The sequence below is a fragment of the Thalassovita sp. ABM4_323 genome, assembly GCF_056158665.1.
Genome location: NZ_JBSWTS010000007.1, coordinates 690467 through 705169 on the forward strand (window position 1 = coordinate 690467; position 14703 = coordinate 705169).

The 14703-nt window shown below is 61.0% G+C and carries 13 protein-coding genes; 6 read left to right on the forward strand and 7 right to left on the reverse strand.

Features of this window, described 5'->3' with window-relative positions; genetic code table 11:
* Positions 1-22 precede the first annotated feature (22 nt).
* From ACXADQ_RS05760 to ACXADQ_RS05785, 6 genes are all read right to left on the reverse strand, one after another.
* Positions 23-637: an LbetaH domain-containing protein gene (locus tag ACXADQ_RS05760; RefSeq protein ID WP_475316555.1), complete on the reverse strand. Its 615-nt coding sequence runs from the start codon at positions 635-637 to the stop codon at positions 23-25.
* 3 nt (positions 638-640) lie between these two features.
* Positions 641-1945, reverse strand: a complete 1305-nt coding sequence (gene phnE / locus ACXADQ_RS05765) for a phosphonate ABC transporter, permease protein PhnE (RefSeq protein WP_475316559.1) — start codon at positions 1943-1945, stop codon at positions 641-643.
* Positions 1942-2820: a phosphonate ABC transporter, permease protein PhnE gene (gene phnE / locus ACXADQ_RS05770; RefSeq protein WP_475316562.1), complete on the reverse strand. Its 879-nt coding sequence runs from the start codon at positions 2818-2820 to the stop codon at positions 1942-1944. The genes phnE (ACXADQ_RS05765) and phnE (ACXADQ_RS05770) overlap by 4 nt, the downstream gene beginning before the upstream one ends.
* 65 nt (positions 2821-2885) lie before the next feature.
* Positions 2886-3788, reverse strand: coding sequence for a phosphonate ABC transporter substrate-binding protein (gene phnD / locus ACXADQ_RS05775; RefSeq protein WP_475316565.1), 903 nt, complete (start codon positions 3786-3788; stop codon positions 2886-2888).
* A gap of 25 nt (positions 3789-3813) precedes the next feature.
* A complete protein-coding gene (gene phnC / locus ACXADQ_RS05780; protein WP_475316569.1) occupies positions 3814-4629 on the reverse strand; it encodes a phosphonate ABC transporter ATP-binding protein in 816 nt (271 codons plus the stop codon).
* A gap of 176 nt (positions 4630-4805) precedes the next feature.
* Positions 4806-5561, reverse strand: a complete 756-nt coding sequence (locus ACXADQ_RS05785) for a WecB/TagA/CpsF family glycosyltransferase (RefSeq protein WP_475316571.1) — start codon at positions 5559-5561, stop codon at positions 4806-4808.
* 204 nt (positions 5562-5765) lie between these two features.
* Between ACXADQ_RS05785 and ACXADQ_RS05790 the strand changes: the two genes are divergently transcribed.
* From ACXADQ_RS05790 to ACXADQ_RS05815, 6 genes are all read left to right on the forward strand, one after another.
* Positions 5766-6887, forward strand: coding sequence for a Gfo/Idh/MocA family protein (locus ACXADQ_RS05790; RefSeq protein WP_475316575.1), 1122 nt, complete (start codon positions 5766-5768; stop codon positions 6885-6887).
* Positions 6851-7885: an NAD-dependent epimerase/dehydratase family protein gene (locus ACXADQ_RS05795; protein WP_475316580.1), complete on the forward strand. Its 1035-nt coding sequence runs from the start codon at positions 6851-6853 to the stop codon at positions 7883-7885. The genes ACXADQ_RS05790 and ACXADQ_RS05795 overlap by 37 nt, the downstream gene beginning before the upstream one ends.
* The gene (locus ACXADQ_RS05800; protein WP_475316582.1) at positions 7882-9129 is read left to right on the forward strand and encodes a glycosyltransferase family 4 protein; all 1248 of its coding nucleotides are present in this window, start codon (positions 7882-7884) and stop codon (positions 9127-9129) included. The genes ACXADQ_RS05795 and ACXADQ_RS05800 overlap by 4 nt, the downstream gene beginning before the upstream one ends.
* Positions 9126-10091 (forward strand): glycosyltransferase family 2 protein, encoded by a 966-nt coding sequence (locus ACXADQ_RS05805; protein ID WP_475316583.1) that lies wholly within the window; start codon positions 9126-9128, stop codon positions 10089-10091. The genes ACXADQ_RS05800 and ACXADQ_RS05805 overlap by 4 nt, the downstream gene beginning before the upstream one ends.
* 13 nt (positions 10092-10104) lie before the next feature.
* On the forward strand, positions 10105-12189 hold the full coding sequence (locus ACXADQ_RS05810) for an NAD-dependent epimerase/dehydratase family protein (RefSeq protein WP_475316586.1): 2085 nt from the start codon (positions 10105-10107) through the stop codon (positions 12187-12189).
* A 132-nt stretch (positions 12190-12321) separates the two neighbouring features.
* A complete protein-coding gene (locus tag ACXADQ_RS05815) occupies positions 12322-13209 on the forward strand; it encodes a CpsD/CapB family tyrosine-protein kinase (RefSeq protein ID WP_475316588.1) in 888 nt (295 codons plus the stop codon).
* Here the strand turns inward: ACXADQ_RS05815 and ACXADQ_RS05820 are convergent.
* Positions 13203-14525, reverse strand: coding sequence for a GumC family protein (locus ACXADQ_RS05820; protein ID WP_475316589.1), 1323 nt, complete (start codon positions 14523-14525; stop codon positions 13203-13205). The genes ACXADQ_RS05815 and ACXADQ_RS05820 overlap by 7 nt on opposite strands.
* Positions 14526-14703 lie beyond the last annotated feature (178 nt).

A 14703-nucleotide genomic window follows, 5' to 3' on the forward strand; every position in this document is an offset into this window, starting at 1 on the left:
CCCTCGGGCGGTAGGTGGCGCGTTATTCGTACTTTTCCAGGAAGCCCTCGGCGCTGAGACTGCGAAAATCCGTCAGCGCAGCGTGCAGGCGGTCATGATCCCAGTCCCACCAGGCCAAAGCCATCATCCGTTCGGCCACGTTTTCAGTGAACCGCGCCCGCAGGGGTGTGGCCGGAATGCCGGCGACGATCATATAGGGCGGGACGTCCTTGGTCACGACCGAGCCCGACGCCACAACGGCACCATGGCCGATTGTCACCTCGGGTTTGATCTGAGCATTGTGCCCAATCCAGGTGTCATGCCCGATAGTTGCCCTGCGCGAATGGCGATGGGCAAAGAATGCCTCGTCCGGTGCTTCGCCCTCGAAATAGTCCGGGCTGCGGTACAGGAAATGGTGCAGGCTGGCGCGCTCCATCGGGTGATCCGTGGCGCCAATGCGGGTAAAGCTGGCGATATTCGCGAACTTGCCGATCTGGGCGTTGGCGATATCGGCATAGCGGTCGCAATAGGAATAGTCATCCATATGCGTGTGGCCGATCCGGCTGCCCTTACCGACCTCGCAATAGCGCCCGAACGTGGTGTTGGTCAGTTCGACATCCGGGTGCAGAAACGGTTTCTCAGCAGTCAGCCTGGTCATGAGTTAGCCCTTGATCAACTTGCGCCGCAGCATACCCGAGACCCAATCCATGAACATCACCATCAGGATCACCAGCACGATGTAATAGCTGACTTCCTCCCAATCTTTCTGGGTGATCATGGCCTGGGTCAGCAACAGGCCGATACCGCCGCCAGTGATGGCCCCGATGATGGTGGCGCTGCGTGTGTTCGATTCCAGATAGTACAGCACTTGGCTCAGCAACACCGGCGTCACCTGCGGGATCACACCAAAACGATAGCGTTGCAGGGGCTTGGCGCCGGTGGACTGGATGCCCTCGATCTGCTTTGCCTCGACGTTTTCCAATGCTTCCGAGAACATCTTACCGAAGCTCCCGGTATCCGTGATCAGGATCGCCAGCGCGCCCGTCAGCGGACCGGGGCCAAAGGCGCGGGCCAGAACGATGGTCCAGATCAGCGCGTCAACGCCACGGAAGAAATCAAACAGACGGCGCGCAATCCCGCGCACCAGCATCAGCGGTGCAAAGTTCTTTGCCGCCAGAAAGGCCAGCGGCAGTGCCACGATGGCCGCCCCCATGGTGCCCAGGAACGCCATCAGGATCGTTTCGAACAGCGCCCAGGCGACATCACCATGACGCCACATCTTGTTGTTCCAGAAATCATTTAGGATTGCGCTGGCCTCGCCCGACATGGCGCGGCTGACCACCTCGCCCAGCCCCAGACCGTGATAATCGCTGTCGAGCGTGAAGAAGAACAGCTCCCACCCGAAGGCATAGCGATACAGTTCAGTGCGGTTGCGGGTGATGGTGATCCGGCTGCCCGGATTTTTCACAACCAGCCAATTCTTAGATGCACTGACAAAATCTGGCAGCGCGCCATCGGGCAGATCCGCATTCACACCACTGCGGCCCGGCCGAGCCGTGAACGCATAGCCCGAGGCCAGCGCCACCTCGACTCCGGCATCAGACAGAACGACAACGTCGCCAGCGCCCAGGTCCACCGTGATCCGATCCGAGCCCGGCTGAACCCATTCGGGATGCTCGCCGTCGGGATAGGTGCCCTTGCGCTCGCCCTCGATCGCGTATTCCATCTGGCCGGATCTGTTGTCACGTGTGACATGCGTTTTATAGCTATAGCTGTCGCGGATCAGCGTCTTACCGTTGTCCAGGTTGGCGCGCTCGGCCAGCCCGGCAATATCGAAGGCAACGAAAATATAGGCCAGATAGGCCAGCACCAATGCGGGCAACCCAAAGGCTATCAGTCGTTTGCGCAGGAACAGCGTGTCGGCCCGCTCTTTCAGGCCCATCGTTTCAATCGAGGCCATGCTCATTGGGCCACCTCCAGCTTGGCGCCGTGGGTCAGGCGGTGCCGCAGAACCGAGGACAGCTGATCCACCACCACGATGGTGCCAAACAGCAGCAGGAAAATGGCTGCGGCCTCGTCATACTGGCCCTTGCCCCAGCTCATGGCGTTTTTCAGATCATAGCCAATGCCGCCCGCACCCACGAACCCCAGAATGGCCGAGGCTCGGATGTTGATTTCAAACCGCAGCAGCGCATAGGACAGATAGTTCGGTGCCACCTGCGGGATCACGCCCAGAGTCATCCGCTGCACCCAAGAGGCGCCCACCGATTGCAGCCCTTCAACGGGCTTTAGACTGGCGTTTTCGTTGACCTCGGAAAACAGCTTGCCCAGCGCCCCCGAGGTATGGATGGCAATGGCGATCATCGCGGGTACGGGGCCACCGCCCAGAATAAAGATCAGGACCAGCGCAATGACGATCTCGGGCATCGCGCGGGTGATGTCCATGGTGCGACGGAACACCGGGATCAGGCGCGGCCAACGGGCCAGCCCGCGGGTCGACAGCAGGGACAGAACGATCGCGAACAGCGCTCCGATCAGGGTCGAGGCCCCAGCGATGTTGATCGTTTCCACCAAGGACGGGAAGAACTTCACCAGGTGGCTGGGCAGCTCGGTCAGTTTTTCGGCGGCTTCGCCCAGCACCTCGGCTGGAAAGTCAAAAAACCGATGCAAGCCGGACCAGAACCCACCGGCATTGCGGTCGTCGGCCAACATAAAGCCCGACACCATCAGCGCCACGAAAATGGCCAGCATGATGCCAGAATACATGCGTTTGCGGCGCGTTAGCTCCATGTAGGAATCGCGCACCTGCGAAACGGGGGTGTGGGCAGAGATGTCAGCCATTGAGAAACCTTCAGACATGGCAACAGGCCCCGCGATTGCTGCGGGGCCTGTGCGAAAACGTCAGCTTAGTTGGACTTCAGCTTACGTGCTTCGATGATGACTTCGTAGGCATCGTGAGTGATCGGCATAAAGCCTTTCGCGTCACCTTGCAGAACGCCGTAAGCGCATTCTTCGTCCATGGATTTCAGCGAGGCCAGCAGACCGGTGAATTTGACTTTCACGTCTTCGGGCAGGTCCTTGCGAACAACAAAGGGGCCTTCGGGGATGGGCTTGGACTGCCAGATTTGCACCAGGTCGTTCATGTCGACCAGGCCAGCGTCCACAGCTTTGCGCAGCGCGCCCGAGCTGAAGCCGTCTTCCCATTCGCCCAGACCGTCGGCCCAGGTCACGCCGCCGTCCACGTCACCGTTGTTCACAGCAACGATGGTCTGCTCGTGGCCACCGGTGAATTTCACTTCGCCGAAGTAGTCACCCGAGGTCATGGTCGCGCCGGTCGCCTGGGGGATCTCGATCGAGGGGATCAGGAAGCCCGAGGTCGAGTTCGGGTCGCCAAAGCCGAACACTTTGCCCTTCATGTCGTCCAGCGATTTAATGCCGCTGTCTTTGCGGGCGAAACCAACCGAGTAGTAGCCATAGCCACCGTCCAGGTTCACCTTAACCAGGATCGGCTCAACCGCTTCGGGGTCCGACAGGAAAGTTTTGGCATAGCCCGAGGCGCCCAGCCAGGCCGCGTCGATGGTGCCGCCCAGCAGGCCCTGGATCACGCCGTTGTAATCGGCAGGGGCGAACAGTTTGGTTTCGACACCCAGCAGAGCCTCGGTTTTTTCGCGCAGGCATTCGTTGCTGTTCAGGCGGTCTTGGGCGTTTTCGCCACCCAGGATGCCGATGCGGAATTCTTTGATTTCGTCTGCCATGGCCGGTGCGGTCAGGGCGGTGGTTGCCAGAACGGCTGCGATCAGTTTTTTCATCGTCTCTCTCCGATGGGGATGAAGGTCAGGCCGTTTCGGCCAGTTCCGCCCGATTGGGGCGGTCCAGCGTTTCAATGCTGGTGCTGGTCGCGGCCTCGGAAAACGAGCCGTCCGCGCCATAGATGTCCCGCGCGACGCCAGTGGTCAGCTGCGCGGGAGTTCCGTCAAACACCACCCGGCCGGCGCGCATCCCGATGACGCGGTCGCAATAGCGGCGGGCAGTGTCCAAAGTGTGCAGGTTGGCGATCACCATGCGGCCGTCCTCGTCATGAATGCGGCGCAGATCGTCCATAACAATCTGAGCATTCATCGGGTCCAGGCTGGCAATGGGTTCATCGGCCAGAACGATCTTGGGGTCTTGCATGATGGCGCGGGCGATGGCGACGCGCTGTTGCTGCCCGCCGGACAGGGCCTCGGCCCGTTTGGCGGCATGGGCGGCGATCCCCAAACGATCCAGAATATCGATCGCGCGGTGGATGTCGGCCTGCGGATACAGGTTGAACATGGACGAAATCGCCGAGCGCCGGTTCAGCGTCCCGTGCAACACGTTCGACACCACGTCCATCCGCGGCACCAGGTTGAACTGCTGGAAAATCATCGCGCAGTCACGTTGCCAGCGGCGTTTGTCCGCGCCTTTCAGGGCGGTGATCTCTTGACCCTCGAAGGTGATGGTTCCGCTGGATTGCGTTTCCAGCCGGTTCAGCATCCGCAGCAGCGTGGATTTGCCCGCACCAGAGGCCCCAATGATGCCAATCATCATCGGGCGCTCGATCTCGATAGTGACACTGTCCACGGCCTTAATGGTGCCCCAGGACTTGGTCAGATTATGAATGGTCAGCATTTCTCACCCCGCTTCTGAAGGAGCGAGGTACGGCCGTGCGGACACGGATTTTTGACAGATTTCTTAAAGTTTTATGACGCCGCAATGCGGAATCATGGCCATGTTTTCCGCTAACCTGCTCTGCAAAATACGGTTTTTCACTTGCGGCGGAAGATCGTGAAAACCCGACCCTTACGTCACCCGCGCCAGCGCAATGCCAGGGATTTCAGCAGATGCCCCGGAAGAATCGCAAAACAGCGCATGTAGCGCAGGAACATACGGCCGGGGTTCTCCAGCATCCGCCACAGCCACTCCATTTGCAGGGTGCGCACCCATTGAGGCGCGCGGACCTGGCTGCCGGACAGGAAATCCAACCCGGCCCCGATCGAGGCAAAACCAACCGATGGCGCGGTCACCCGCCCACGGGCGGCGAACAGTTCTTGCTTGGGGGCGCCCAGCGCGATGAAACACAGGCCAACCCCGTCTTTTTCCAGCTGGCGCAAAATATCGTCCGCCTGCCCGCCCTGCGGATCAAACCCAAAGGGCGGCGCGATCCGAGTGGTGACGCGTAACCCGGGCACCTTATCCACGAGCGCATCTGCCGAGGCCTTCAGGCTGGCGTCGGTCGTGCCCACCAGCCCCACAGCGACATCCATTTTCGCCGCCAACTGGCAGAGCGGCACGATCGTGTCCGACCCAGGCAACAAAGTCACCGACCGTTTGGCCAGCCGCGACATCCACACAATCGGGTTGCCATCCGCGACCACGAAATCCTGCGCCTTATAGGCTGCGCGAAAATCCATATCGGTGCGCAGTTTCACCAGGTGATCCAGGTTCAGAGTCGCCAGCGCAAAGCCCTGTTTTTCGGCAAACCGCGCCGCAACCAGCTGTTCAAGCGCCGCCCAATCGGGGACATCGACAGACAGGCGATACTGATCAATCTTAAACTCCACGCGGCTCTCCTGCTTGCGCTGGTTGTTTCTTGATTACGCGCTTGGAAACGATTGGCAACAGGCTGATACCGCGAAACCGCTTTAGCAGGGACAAACTGTTGACATTTTCCTATGCTGTTATGCAGCAAATGGCAGGAATTCATCGGTTAAGGAAACAATGAACCGAGCAGTCAAAACGCAACGCGGGCAAGTGGGGTGCGCAGTATGAGCGGCGTAACCCTTATCGGCTGTGGCTTTGTGGCTGATCTGTATATGCGCTCGCTTCAGGCGTCTGGAATCGCGGTTCTGGGCGCATATGATCTGCGCGCGGACAGATTGCAGGCCTTTTGCGATTACTGGGATGTCTCTGCGCTGGATGGTCTGGACGCTGTATTTGCGGCAACCCCTGATGATGGCGTGATCCTGAACCTGACCAATCCCGCAGCGCATTACGAGGTAAACCGCGCCTGTTTGCAGGCGGGTCACCACGTCTATTCCGAAAAACCGCTGGCCCTGGATATGGAGCATGCCCGCGCCCTGCATGGCTTGGCCGCCGAGAAACAGCTGCTGTTGGCCTCGGCCCCCTGTTCGGTTCTGGGCGAGGCCGCGCAGACATTGGCCAAGGCTGTGCGCGATCAGGTGGCCGGCCCCCCGCGCCTGATCTATGCCGAGCTGGATGATGGTTTCATTCCACAGGCTCCGGTCAGGGATTGGCACAGCGAAAGCGGCGCGCCCTGGCCCTATGAGGACGAGTTCCAGGTCGGCTGCACCTTGGAACATGCCGGGTATTACCTGACCTGGCTGATCGCGATGTTCGGCACGGTTCAAAGCGTCACTGCAGCCTCGGCCTCGGTCATTCCGGACAAGCTGGGCGTCGCCGAGGCCGCGCCCGACGTGTCGGTGGCGACACTGTTCTTTGAAAACGGCATGGTCGCGCGGCTGACCTGCTCGATTGTCGCCCCGCATGACCACCAGATCCGCGTTATCGGCGACAAAGGTGTGTTGGCCCTGCACAAGGCCTGGGATAACGGCGCCAAGGTGAAATTTCATCCCCGTCTGCGCATCCGCCGCCGTCAGCTGGACAGCCCTCTGGGTCGCCGGATCAAGCTAAAGGGCCCCACACACCCCAAGGTCGGGCGTTGGGGGGCGGCCTCGATGAATTTTGCTCTGGGACCGGCCGAGATGCTGGCGGCCCTGCGCGAAGATCGCCCTTGCCGCCTGTCCTCTGATTTCGCCCTGCACCTGAACGAGGTCACCCTGGCCATCCAGAACGCCGGCTGCACGTCTGGCGCCCAGGTCATGACAACTCAATGCCCCCCAATGGAGCCGATGCCATGGGCGAAATGACCCTGATGATCACCGGCGCCGCGGGCTATGTGGGGCGCGCAACGGTCGCCGCCGCGCGCGAGGCCGGGCATGACGTGGTCGCCGTGGTGCGACTGGCCGGTGTCGTGCCCGATGGCTGGGTTGACGATGATGGCATCGAGGTGGTTGAGGCCGATCTGTCCGACCCCTCTTGCATTCCCGCCCTGAACATGGAGGGCGTCAGCGCCGTCATCCACACCGCCGCCACCTTGGCCGGGGACGACGCGACCCAGGAAAAACATACGCTGCTGGGCACCCATCACCTGACCGAGGCAATCCGCACAGCCCCGGACAAACCCCGGCTGGTTCTTGTCAGCTCGATCAGTGTCTATTCCGGGATGGATCTGCCCAAGACCCCGGTGATCGACGAAACTTCGAGCCTCGAGCGCAACCCGGATCAGCGCGACGCCTATTGCCGCGCCAAGCAAGAGCAAGAAGATATCTGCGTCAGCGCCGCTCAGGAAATGGGTCTGGAACTGCGCCTGATGCGTCTGGGTGCGGTCTTCGGGCCGGACAGGCTGTGGAACGCGCATGTCGGCCCCGGTTTCGGGCCCTTCGTGTTGCGGCTGAATCCGGGCGGCGAGATCCCCCTGTGCCATATCGCGCACGCCGCCGAGGCCTTGGTGCAGGCCGCTGAAACACCTGTGCCCTCGGGCCCGGATGGCGCCATCGAAGTGCTGAACCTGGTCGATGACGATCTGCCCGACCGCATTCGGTTTCTAAACGCGATGGCGCGGACAGGGTGGCCCAAAGTAATCGTGCCCCTGCATTGGCGCCTGTTCGACATTCTGGCGGGTTTGCTGTCCTGGCTGCCTGGTCGCCCCGGCCTGTTTCGTCGAGAAACCCTGCGCTATCGTATGGCCAGCGCCCACTATCCGAACGCACGGCTGAAGGCGCGGTTGAACCTACCCACGACGCCTGCGTTTGAACAGGCCTTTGCCTTATCCGTTCAGCCCGCCCCCCCCGAGGAAGACGAATGACCAAGATCGCCTATCTGACCGGGGAATACCCGCGCGCGACCGACACGTTCATCCAGCGCGAAGTGGCCCAGCTGCGCGCGCAGGGCTTTTCGGTTGAAACCTGCTCGATCCGGCGCACCGGTGTGGAACATCTGGTTGGCGAGGAACAACGGGCCGAGGCCGCGCAGACGTTTTACGTGCTGCAAGCCGCAGCCCGACCGATGCGATCACTGCGCGCCCATGCGCGGGCGTTGCTGCGCGCACCCAAACGGTATGCCAAGGCGCTGCGGCTGGCGCTGCGAACCTCGCCCGGGGGGATCAAGGCAACGCTCTACCAGCTGTTCTATTTCGCCGAGGCCGTGGTTCTGGCCGAGCATCTGCGCGCGCAAGGCGTCCAGCATCTGCACAACCACATCGCCAAGGCCAGTTGCACCGTCGCAATGCTGTGCCAGGAACTCAGCGGCATCCCCTACAGTTTCACCATGCATGGGCCGGATATCTTTTTCGAACCGATCCGCTGGCGTCTGGATCAGAAAATCGCGCGGGCCTCGTTTGTGGCTTGTATCAGCGATTTCTGCCGCTCGCAGGGGATGGTGTTTTCGGACCCCCAGCATTGGAACCGGATGCATATCGTGCATTGCGGCGTGCAGCCGGATCGCTATGGCGCGCCTTCGCAACGTACCGGCACCCGTGCGCTGTTTGTCGGACGCTTGGCCGCTGTGAAAGGCCTGCCGGTCTTGTTTGACGCCATGCAAGCGCTGGTGCAGGACCTCCCTGATTTTCATCTGACGGTGATCGGCGACGGGCCTGATCGCACCGCACTGGAACAGATGGCCACCGACATGGGCCTGGGCGATCATATTGATTTCGTCGGCTACAAGTCGCAATCCGAGGTCGCACAGATGCTGCAAGCGCAGGACATGCTTGTCTTGCCCAGCTTTGCCGAAGGCGTGCCCGTGGTGCTGATGGAGGCCATGGCCAGCAGCCTGCCGGTGGTGACCACGCAAATCGCAGGCGTGCCGGAATTGGTGCAGGATGGGATCTCGGGCCGGTTGGTCCCACCGGGTGATGCGCAGGCGCTTCGACTGGCCATTCAGGATATATTGTCCGATCCCGCGCTGGCCGAACAGATGGGTCAGGCCGGGCGCGCCAAGGTTGTCGATGAATTCGACATCCGCCAAGAGGCCGCCTGGCTGGGCGCCCTGATCCAGGGCTATGTGGATGGCAAACCGCCCAGCTCCAAACGACAGGAGACCAACGCATGAGCACCATTGCCGCTGTCGCCATTGGCCGGAACGAAGGGGACCGTCTGGTTCGCTGCCTGACCTCGTTGAAGGGTCAGGCAGATCGCATCATCTATGTCGACTCCGGATCGTCGGATGACAGCGTACAGATGGCGCGCGATATGGGGATCACGGTGGTGGAGCTGGATACCTCGATCCCTTTTACCGCCGCGCGCGCACGCAATGCCGGGTTCGAGGCGCTGAAACCCGACCTGCCCGACTATGTCCAATTCGTGGACGGGGATTGCGCGGTCGAACCCGGTTGGCTGGCCCTGGCTGCGGCCGAACTGGATGCGCGCCCCGAGCTGGGCATCGTCACCGGCTGGCGCTATGAAATCCACCCGGATCGCAGCCTGTATAACGCCATCGCCGATTTCGAATGGCACCGCCCCGCTGGCGAGATCGCGGCGTGCGGTGGCGATATGATGGTGCGCAGCGCGGATTTCGACGCCATCGGGGGCTTTAACCCCATCGTGATCGCCGCCGAGGATGATGAGTTCTGCTGTCGGATGCGCAAACACGGCAAAACCCTGTGGCGCCTGCCCGAAACGATGACGCATCACGATGCCAACATGACCCGCTTTGGCGAATGGTGGCAGCGCGCCGTACGTTCGGGTCATGGGTTCGCCCAGGTCGGCGCTCTGCACCCGGATCATTTCAAACCCGAGCGCAAACGTGTCTGGATTTTTGGCGCAGTGCTGCCTTTGCTTGCGTTGATCGGGCTGTTCTGCTGCTGGGCTCTGGTGTTGCTGGTCGGGGCTGCCTATGTGCTGTCCTATGTCCGTACCGTTGCGGGGCTGAAACGCGAGGGCGTGGCGGACAGGCAGGCAAAACGGCTGTCAGTCCTGCTGAGCCTGTCGAAGATCCCCAATTTCCTGGGGGTACTGACCTATTACAAACGCCGTGCATCTGGCGCGGATATGAACATTATCGAGTATAAGTGACGGAGCTTACAGAATGGGCGCAGTGCAGAAGGTTGGTCTGATCGGGGCCGGATATATCGCAACGTGGCATGCGGATGCGATCCGGGCTTGCAAAGACGCCGAGCTGGTGGCGATTTGCGACGTGTCTGCCTCGGCCGCCGAGGCCATGGCGCAAGGATATGGCGTTGCGGCCTATACCTCGATTGCAGATATGGCCGGGGCCGTGGACGCTGTGCACATCCTGACGCCACCCAACCTGCACCATCCTCTGGCGCTGGAATGTATCGCCGCCGGGCTGCACGTGATCGTGGAAAAACCCGTAGCCTTGTCGGTGGCCGAAACGCAGGAAATCGTCGATGCCGCTGCTGAAAAGGGTGTGCAGTTCGCCGCCGGGCATAACTTTCTTGGGGTGCCGGGATACCAGCGTCTGAAATCTGCGGTGAAGGCCGGCGATCTGGGCCGCATCAACGCGGTCGAGGTCAACTGGGCCCTGCCGCTCGGCCCGTTGCGGGCGGGTCCGTATGGCCTGTGGCTGCTGCGCGAGCCACAAAACCTGCTGCTAGAGCTGGGCGCGCACCCTTATGCCTTTGCCGTCGATCTGCTGGGCGATCTGGACATTCTGTCGGTACAACTGAACCAACCCGTCACCCTGCCCGGTGGCGCGGTGCGGCATCAATCCTGGCGGGTGCTGGCGCGGGCCGGGTCGGTTGACGTGAATTTCAACTTCTCGATGGTGGAAACCTATGATGACCGCTCGCTGACGGTGCGCGGTTCCAGCGGGATGGCACGGCTGGATTACGCCGCTGATACGCTGGTCACAGCACGGGACAACACCTCGGATCTGGTGATGAACCCGCTGATCAAACAGCTGAGCCTGTCCTGGCAGCACCTGCGCGAAGGCACGTTGAACGCGACCCGTCAACTGACCTCGCTGAACCAGAAATCCCCCTATGGCCTCAGCTTTCGCGGCACCACCGATGCCATTTATGATGCGATCCGCTGGGGTCGTCCGGTAGAGGCGCGCTATGACGGTGAGGCCGCGCTGACAGTGATGCGCGCATTAGAGGACACGCTGAACAAAGCAGACCTGCCGACCGATCCCAAACCCGCCCCGGGCACGCCCAACCCGACCGTGATGGTCATTGGCGGGACCGGGTTTATTGGGCGCAACCTGACGCGCATGTTGGTCGATCGGGGCTATGACGTGCGGGTGCTCAGCCGGGGCAAAACCGGCCCCTTCGACGATATTGCCGACCGTGTGGAAACGGTGGCTGTCTCGCTGTCCGATAAGGACGGGCTGATCGCCGCGATGGAGGGCATCGACGCCGTTTTCAATCTGGCCAAGTCGATGGACACCACCTGGGAAGACGCGCTGAAAAACGACGTGGGCACAGCGGTGCGCATCGGCGAGGCCTGCCTGGAGGCGGGTGTGAAACGCTTGATCTATACCGGCACCATCGCGTCGTATGACATGTCGGATTCCAACCTGCTGATCACCGAGGATACCGAGTTTGGCGAGATGGAAGAACGCAACATGTATGCGCGCTCTAAGGCGGAATGCGAACGTCGCCTGCTCGAGCTGTACGAGAACCGCGGCCTCCCTGTCACCATCGCGCGCCCCGGCATTGTTGTTGGCGCGGGCGGGCCGCTGCAACACTGGGGGATCGGGCGCTGGCACGGTGCGGGCGCGGTGCGTCTGTGGGGCGATGGCAAGCACACTCTGCCCTTTGTATTGGCTGATGATATCTCGGACGGGCTGATCCGCATGATGGAAACCGAGGCGGCCATTGGCGAAAGCTTCAACCTGATCGGCGAACCCATGATGACCGGTCGCGATTATTTCGATGCGATCAACGATGCGTTGGATGCACGGATCCACGTGAGCTCGGGCGATTTGACCACGTTCTACGCCGCCGATGGGGTGAAATTCGCGCTCAAGAAATACGTGCTGCGGAAAAAGGGGCTCAGCCGCCCGTCCCTGCAAGATTGGAAATCGCGGGCACACTACGCGCAGTTCGACAACAGCCGACCCAAGCAGATCCTGGGATGGCAACCGGAAACGGACAAGACCGTCTTCATTGAAAAAGCCATCAAACAAGCCAATTTGTTTGGTCTGTAGACGCAGGTTTTACGTCGTTCTGGCTTAATTTCGCCAAGGTCTTTTGTTCCCATGGCGTCAACAAATCTGTTGAATTGGCCTGGTCGTTGATCAGATTCGCGCCAGACAAGCCCAAGGTAGGGGCGAACGCATATGGTTGACTATGTATTGCGCCGCAATCGGCGTCAGAAAGCGGATACGGAAGAGCGCTCGCAAGTGTTGGAGCGTATCGCGCGGCAAACGCCCGAACCCGAACCCGTCGAGGATGAGCAAGCGCTGCGCACCGCCATGCGCGCTGATCCCGAGCCCCCGCGCGAGGACATCTGGGAGGCCTTGCCAACAATCCCGGTGAACGAGCGCCTGTTGGATGAAAACCTGATCATCACCGCAACGCGCCATGACCCGGCGCATGCTACGTTTGATGTCTTGCGGACGCGTTTGGTGCAAACACTGGCTGACAAGGGTTGGAACCGCGTCGCGATCACCTCGCCAACGCAGGATTGCGGCAAAAGCTTTGTCGCGATGAACCTGGCGATTGCTCTGTCGCGATATGAAAACTGTCGCACCGTGCTGCTGGACATGGATTTGCGCAAGCCCAGCCTTGCCGATTTGCTGGGGATCGAGAACCCGGGCAGCATGGGGGATTTCCTGCGAGGAGATCGCGCGGTCGAGCAGCAATTCCATCGCTTTGGCGAGAATGGCCTGAAGATCGGCAAGAAACTGGCCATCGGGCTGAACGACCGGATCGAACCCTACGCGGCTGAATTGCTGGCCCGCGAAACCACGCATCTGCGCATCGAAGAGATGGAGGACGATCTGACCCCCGACGTGGTGCTGTACGATTTGCCCCCGGCTTTGGCGCTGGATGACGTGATTGCGTTTCGGCAGATGTATGACGGTGTACTGATCGTGGCAGGCGGTGGTCAGACCACCTCGCCCGAGATCCGCGAGGTCATGCGCCGCTTGGGGGATGACATTCCGCTGCTGGGTGTGGTGCTGAACAAAGCCGACAGCGCCCCGACGCAAGAATACGGCTATTGAGCACGCGAAGACCGGCGGAAGATCGACAAAACTTCGCCGATGTCTTTAGCCCGCCCCTGCAACAGCATCGCAGCGGCGGCAAATAGCGCCATCAAGCCGCTGATCCAAACCAGTCGACGACGCCGGCGGTGTTTCTGCCGGTCCAGATTGGGGATCACAACGACCGGACGGATATCCAGCTCTTTTTCCATCTGCGCGGCGGTGCGAATACCGGCATTCATGAATTCCAGCCCCAATGCCAGCCCCACGGCCAGCATCAACGAGCCGATCGCCCCAGCCGCAGCCAGTTTCCGACGCCCCGAGGACACGGGGTATTCCGGCACCAACGCAGTTTCCAGCACCTCGAACCGTTCGACCTGGTTCTGGCTTTCAAGCTGCTGGTTCATCGCCGCATCCGCGCGCCGGGTGGTGATCACGCTCAGCTCGTCCTGCAATTGCCCCAGTCGGCGCTCCATGGCGCTGAGCTGTCGTTCGACCTCGGGGGCGGCGTTCAAGGCCGCCTGAACGATCAGAATACGTTCTTCAAGCAGCAGTTTTTGCTGCCGCAGCAGGTTGGTCTGACGTTCCAGATCCTCGGCGCGGATCCGTTCACGCTGAGTTTGCAGCTGAATCAGCTGTTGTTCGACCGCCAACAGGCTGTCATTCAACCGCGCCAGTTGATCGCGTTGGCTGACCAGATTGGCCGGCAAGGACGCCTGATTCCGGGTCTTGTAGGCGGCCAGCTCGCCTTCGAGCGCAGCGATTTCACCGGTCACGCGCTCCTCTTCGGCGACGAAGAACGCCAGGGTCCGTTCGGCCCGGCCCGAGCGACGTGACTTGCCCTCGATCAGCACGCGCGACAGCAGTTCATTGGCCACGTCGGCGGCAGTTTGGGGATCCTCCAGACGGACAGAGATGATCAACCCCGAGGGTTGCACATTCGGGCGCCAGGCCTGTTCGGGATCGATCAGCGTGCTGATCTGCGCCAATTCCCGCAACTGCGTGACCTTTTGCGCGTCCGTCATCTCGGCGTCGCCAGCATACAGGCCGAACTTCTCGATGACCTCCAGCAAACTGTCACGGGACATCAGTTTTTGTTCGATCAGCTTCAGCCGGGTTTCCACGGGCGTGGTTCGCTGCGCGGCACCGGGCGAGGTCAGGTTTTCCTCGACCTGCGCCAGTTCGAATTGAATAACGGCGGTGGATTCATAAATCGCCGGACGGCTAAGCGCCAGCAGCACGGCCGCGACGGTGCCCAGCGTGGTGATCCAGAACACCATCCAAAACTTGCGCAACAGGGCCGCAAAGATGTTGGAGACCGAGAAGGACTGGCTCATGGGTTTTCCTCACACAGGTTGACGGGCGCCGCGGGTGTATTGTCCGCTATCGGCGATGGCCGGGTTTGTCTTACTGCGCTGACCAGGCGCTGGAAAATTGTCTTAATCTCAAGACGTTCTATCAAATTCAGCTGTAAATTCCATCTCAACAAAGGGTGAGCATGGAAACAGTCCATTT

What these genes read in the sequence shown, in the direction of transcription:
- ACXADQ_RS05760 (WP_475316555.1), bottom strand. Translation starts at nt 637, where the DNA reads ATGACCAGGCTGACTGCTGAGAAACCGTTTCTGCACCCGGATGTCGAA.
- phnE (WP_475316559.1), bottom strand. Translation starts at nt 1,945, where the DNA reads ATGAGCATGGCCTCGATTGAAACGATGGGCCTGAAAGAGCGGGCCGAC.
- phnE (WP_475316562.1), bottom strand. Translation starts at nt 2,820, where the DNA reads ATGGCTGACATCTCTGCCCACACCCCCGTTTCGCAGGTGCGCGATTCC.
- phnD (WP_475316565.1), bottom strand. Translation starts at nt 3,788, where the DNA reads ATGAAAAAACTGATCGCAGCCGTTCTGGCAACCACCGCCCTGACCGCA.
- phnC (WP_475316569.1), bottom strand. Translation starts at nt 4,629, where the DNA reads ATGCTGACCATTCATAATCTGACCAAGTCCTGGGGCACCATTAAGGCC.
- ACXADQ_RS05790 (WP_475316575.1), top strand. Translation starts at nt 5,766, where the DNA reads ATGAGCGGCGTAACCCTTATCGGCTGTGGCTTTGTGGCTGATCTGTAT.
- ACXADQ_RS05795 (WP_475316580.1), top strand. Translation starts at nt 6,851, where the DNA reads ATGCCCCCCAATGGAGCCGATGCCATGGGCGAAATGACCCTGATGATC.
- ACXADQ_RS05800 (WP_475316582.1), top strand. Translation starts at nt 7,882, where the DNA reads ATGACCAAGATCGCCTATCTGACCGGGGAATACCCGCGCGCGACCGAC.
- ACXADQ_RS05805 (WP_475316583.1), top strand. Translation starts at nt 9,126, where the DNA reads ATGAGCACCATTGCCGCTGTCGCCATTGGCCGGAACGAAGGGGACCGT.
- ACXADQ_RS05810 (WP_475316586.1), top strand. Translation starts at nt 10,105, where the DNA reads ATGGGCGCAGTGCAGAAGGTTGGTCTGATCGGGGCCGGATATATCGCA.
- ACXADQ_RS05815 (WP_475316588.1), top strand. Translation starts at nt 12,322, where the DNA reads ATGGTTGACTATGTATTGCGCCGCAATCGGCGTCAGAAAGCGGATACG.
- ACXADQ_RS05820 (WP_475316589.1), bottom strand. Translation starts at nt 14,525, where the DNA reads ATGAGCCAGTCCTTCTCGGTCTCCAACATCTTTGCGGCCCTGTTGCGC.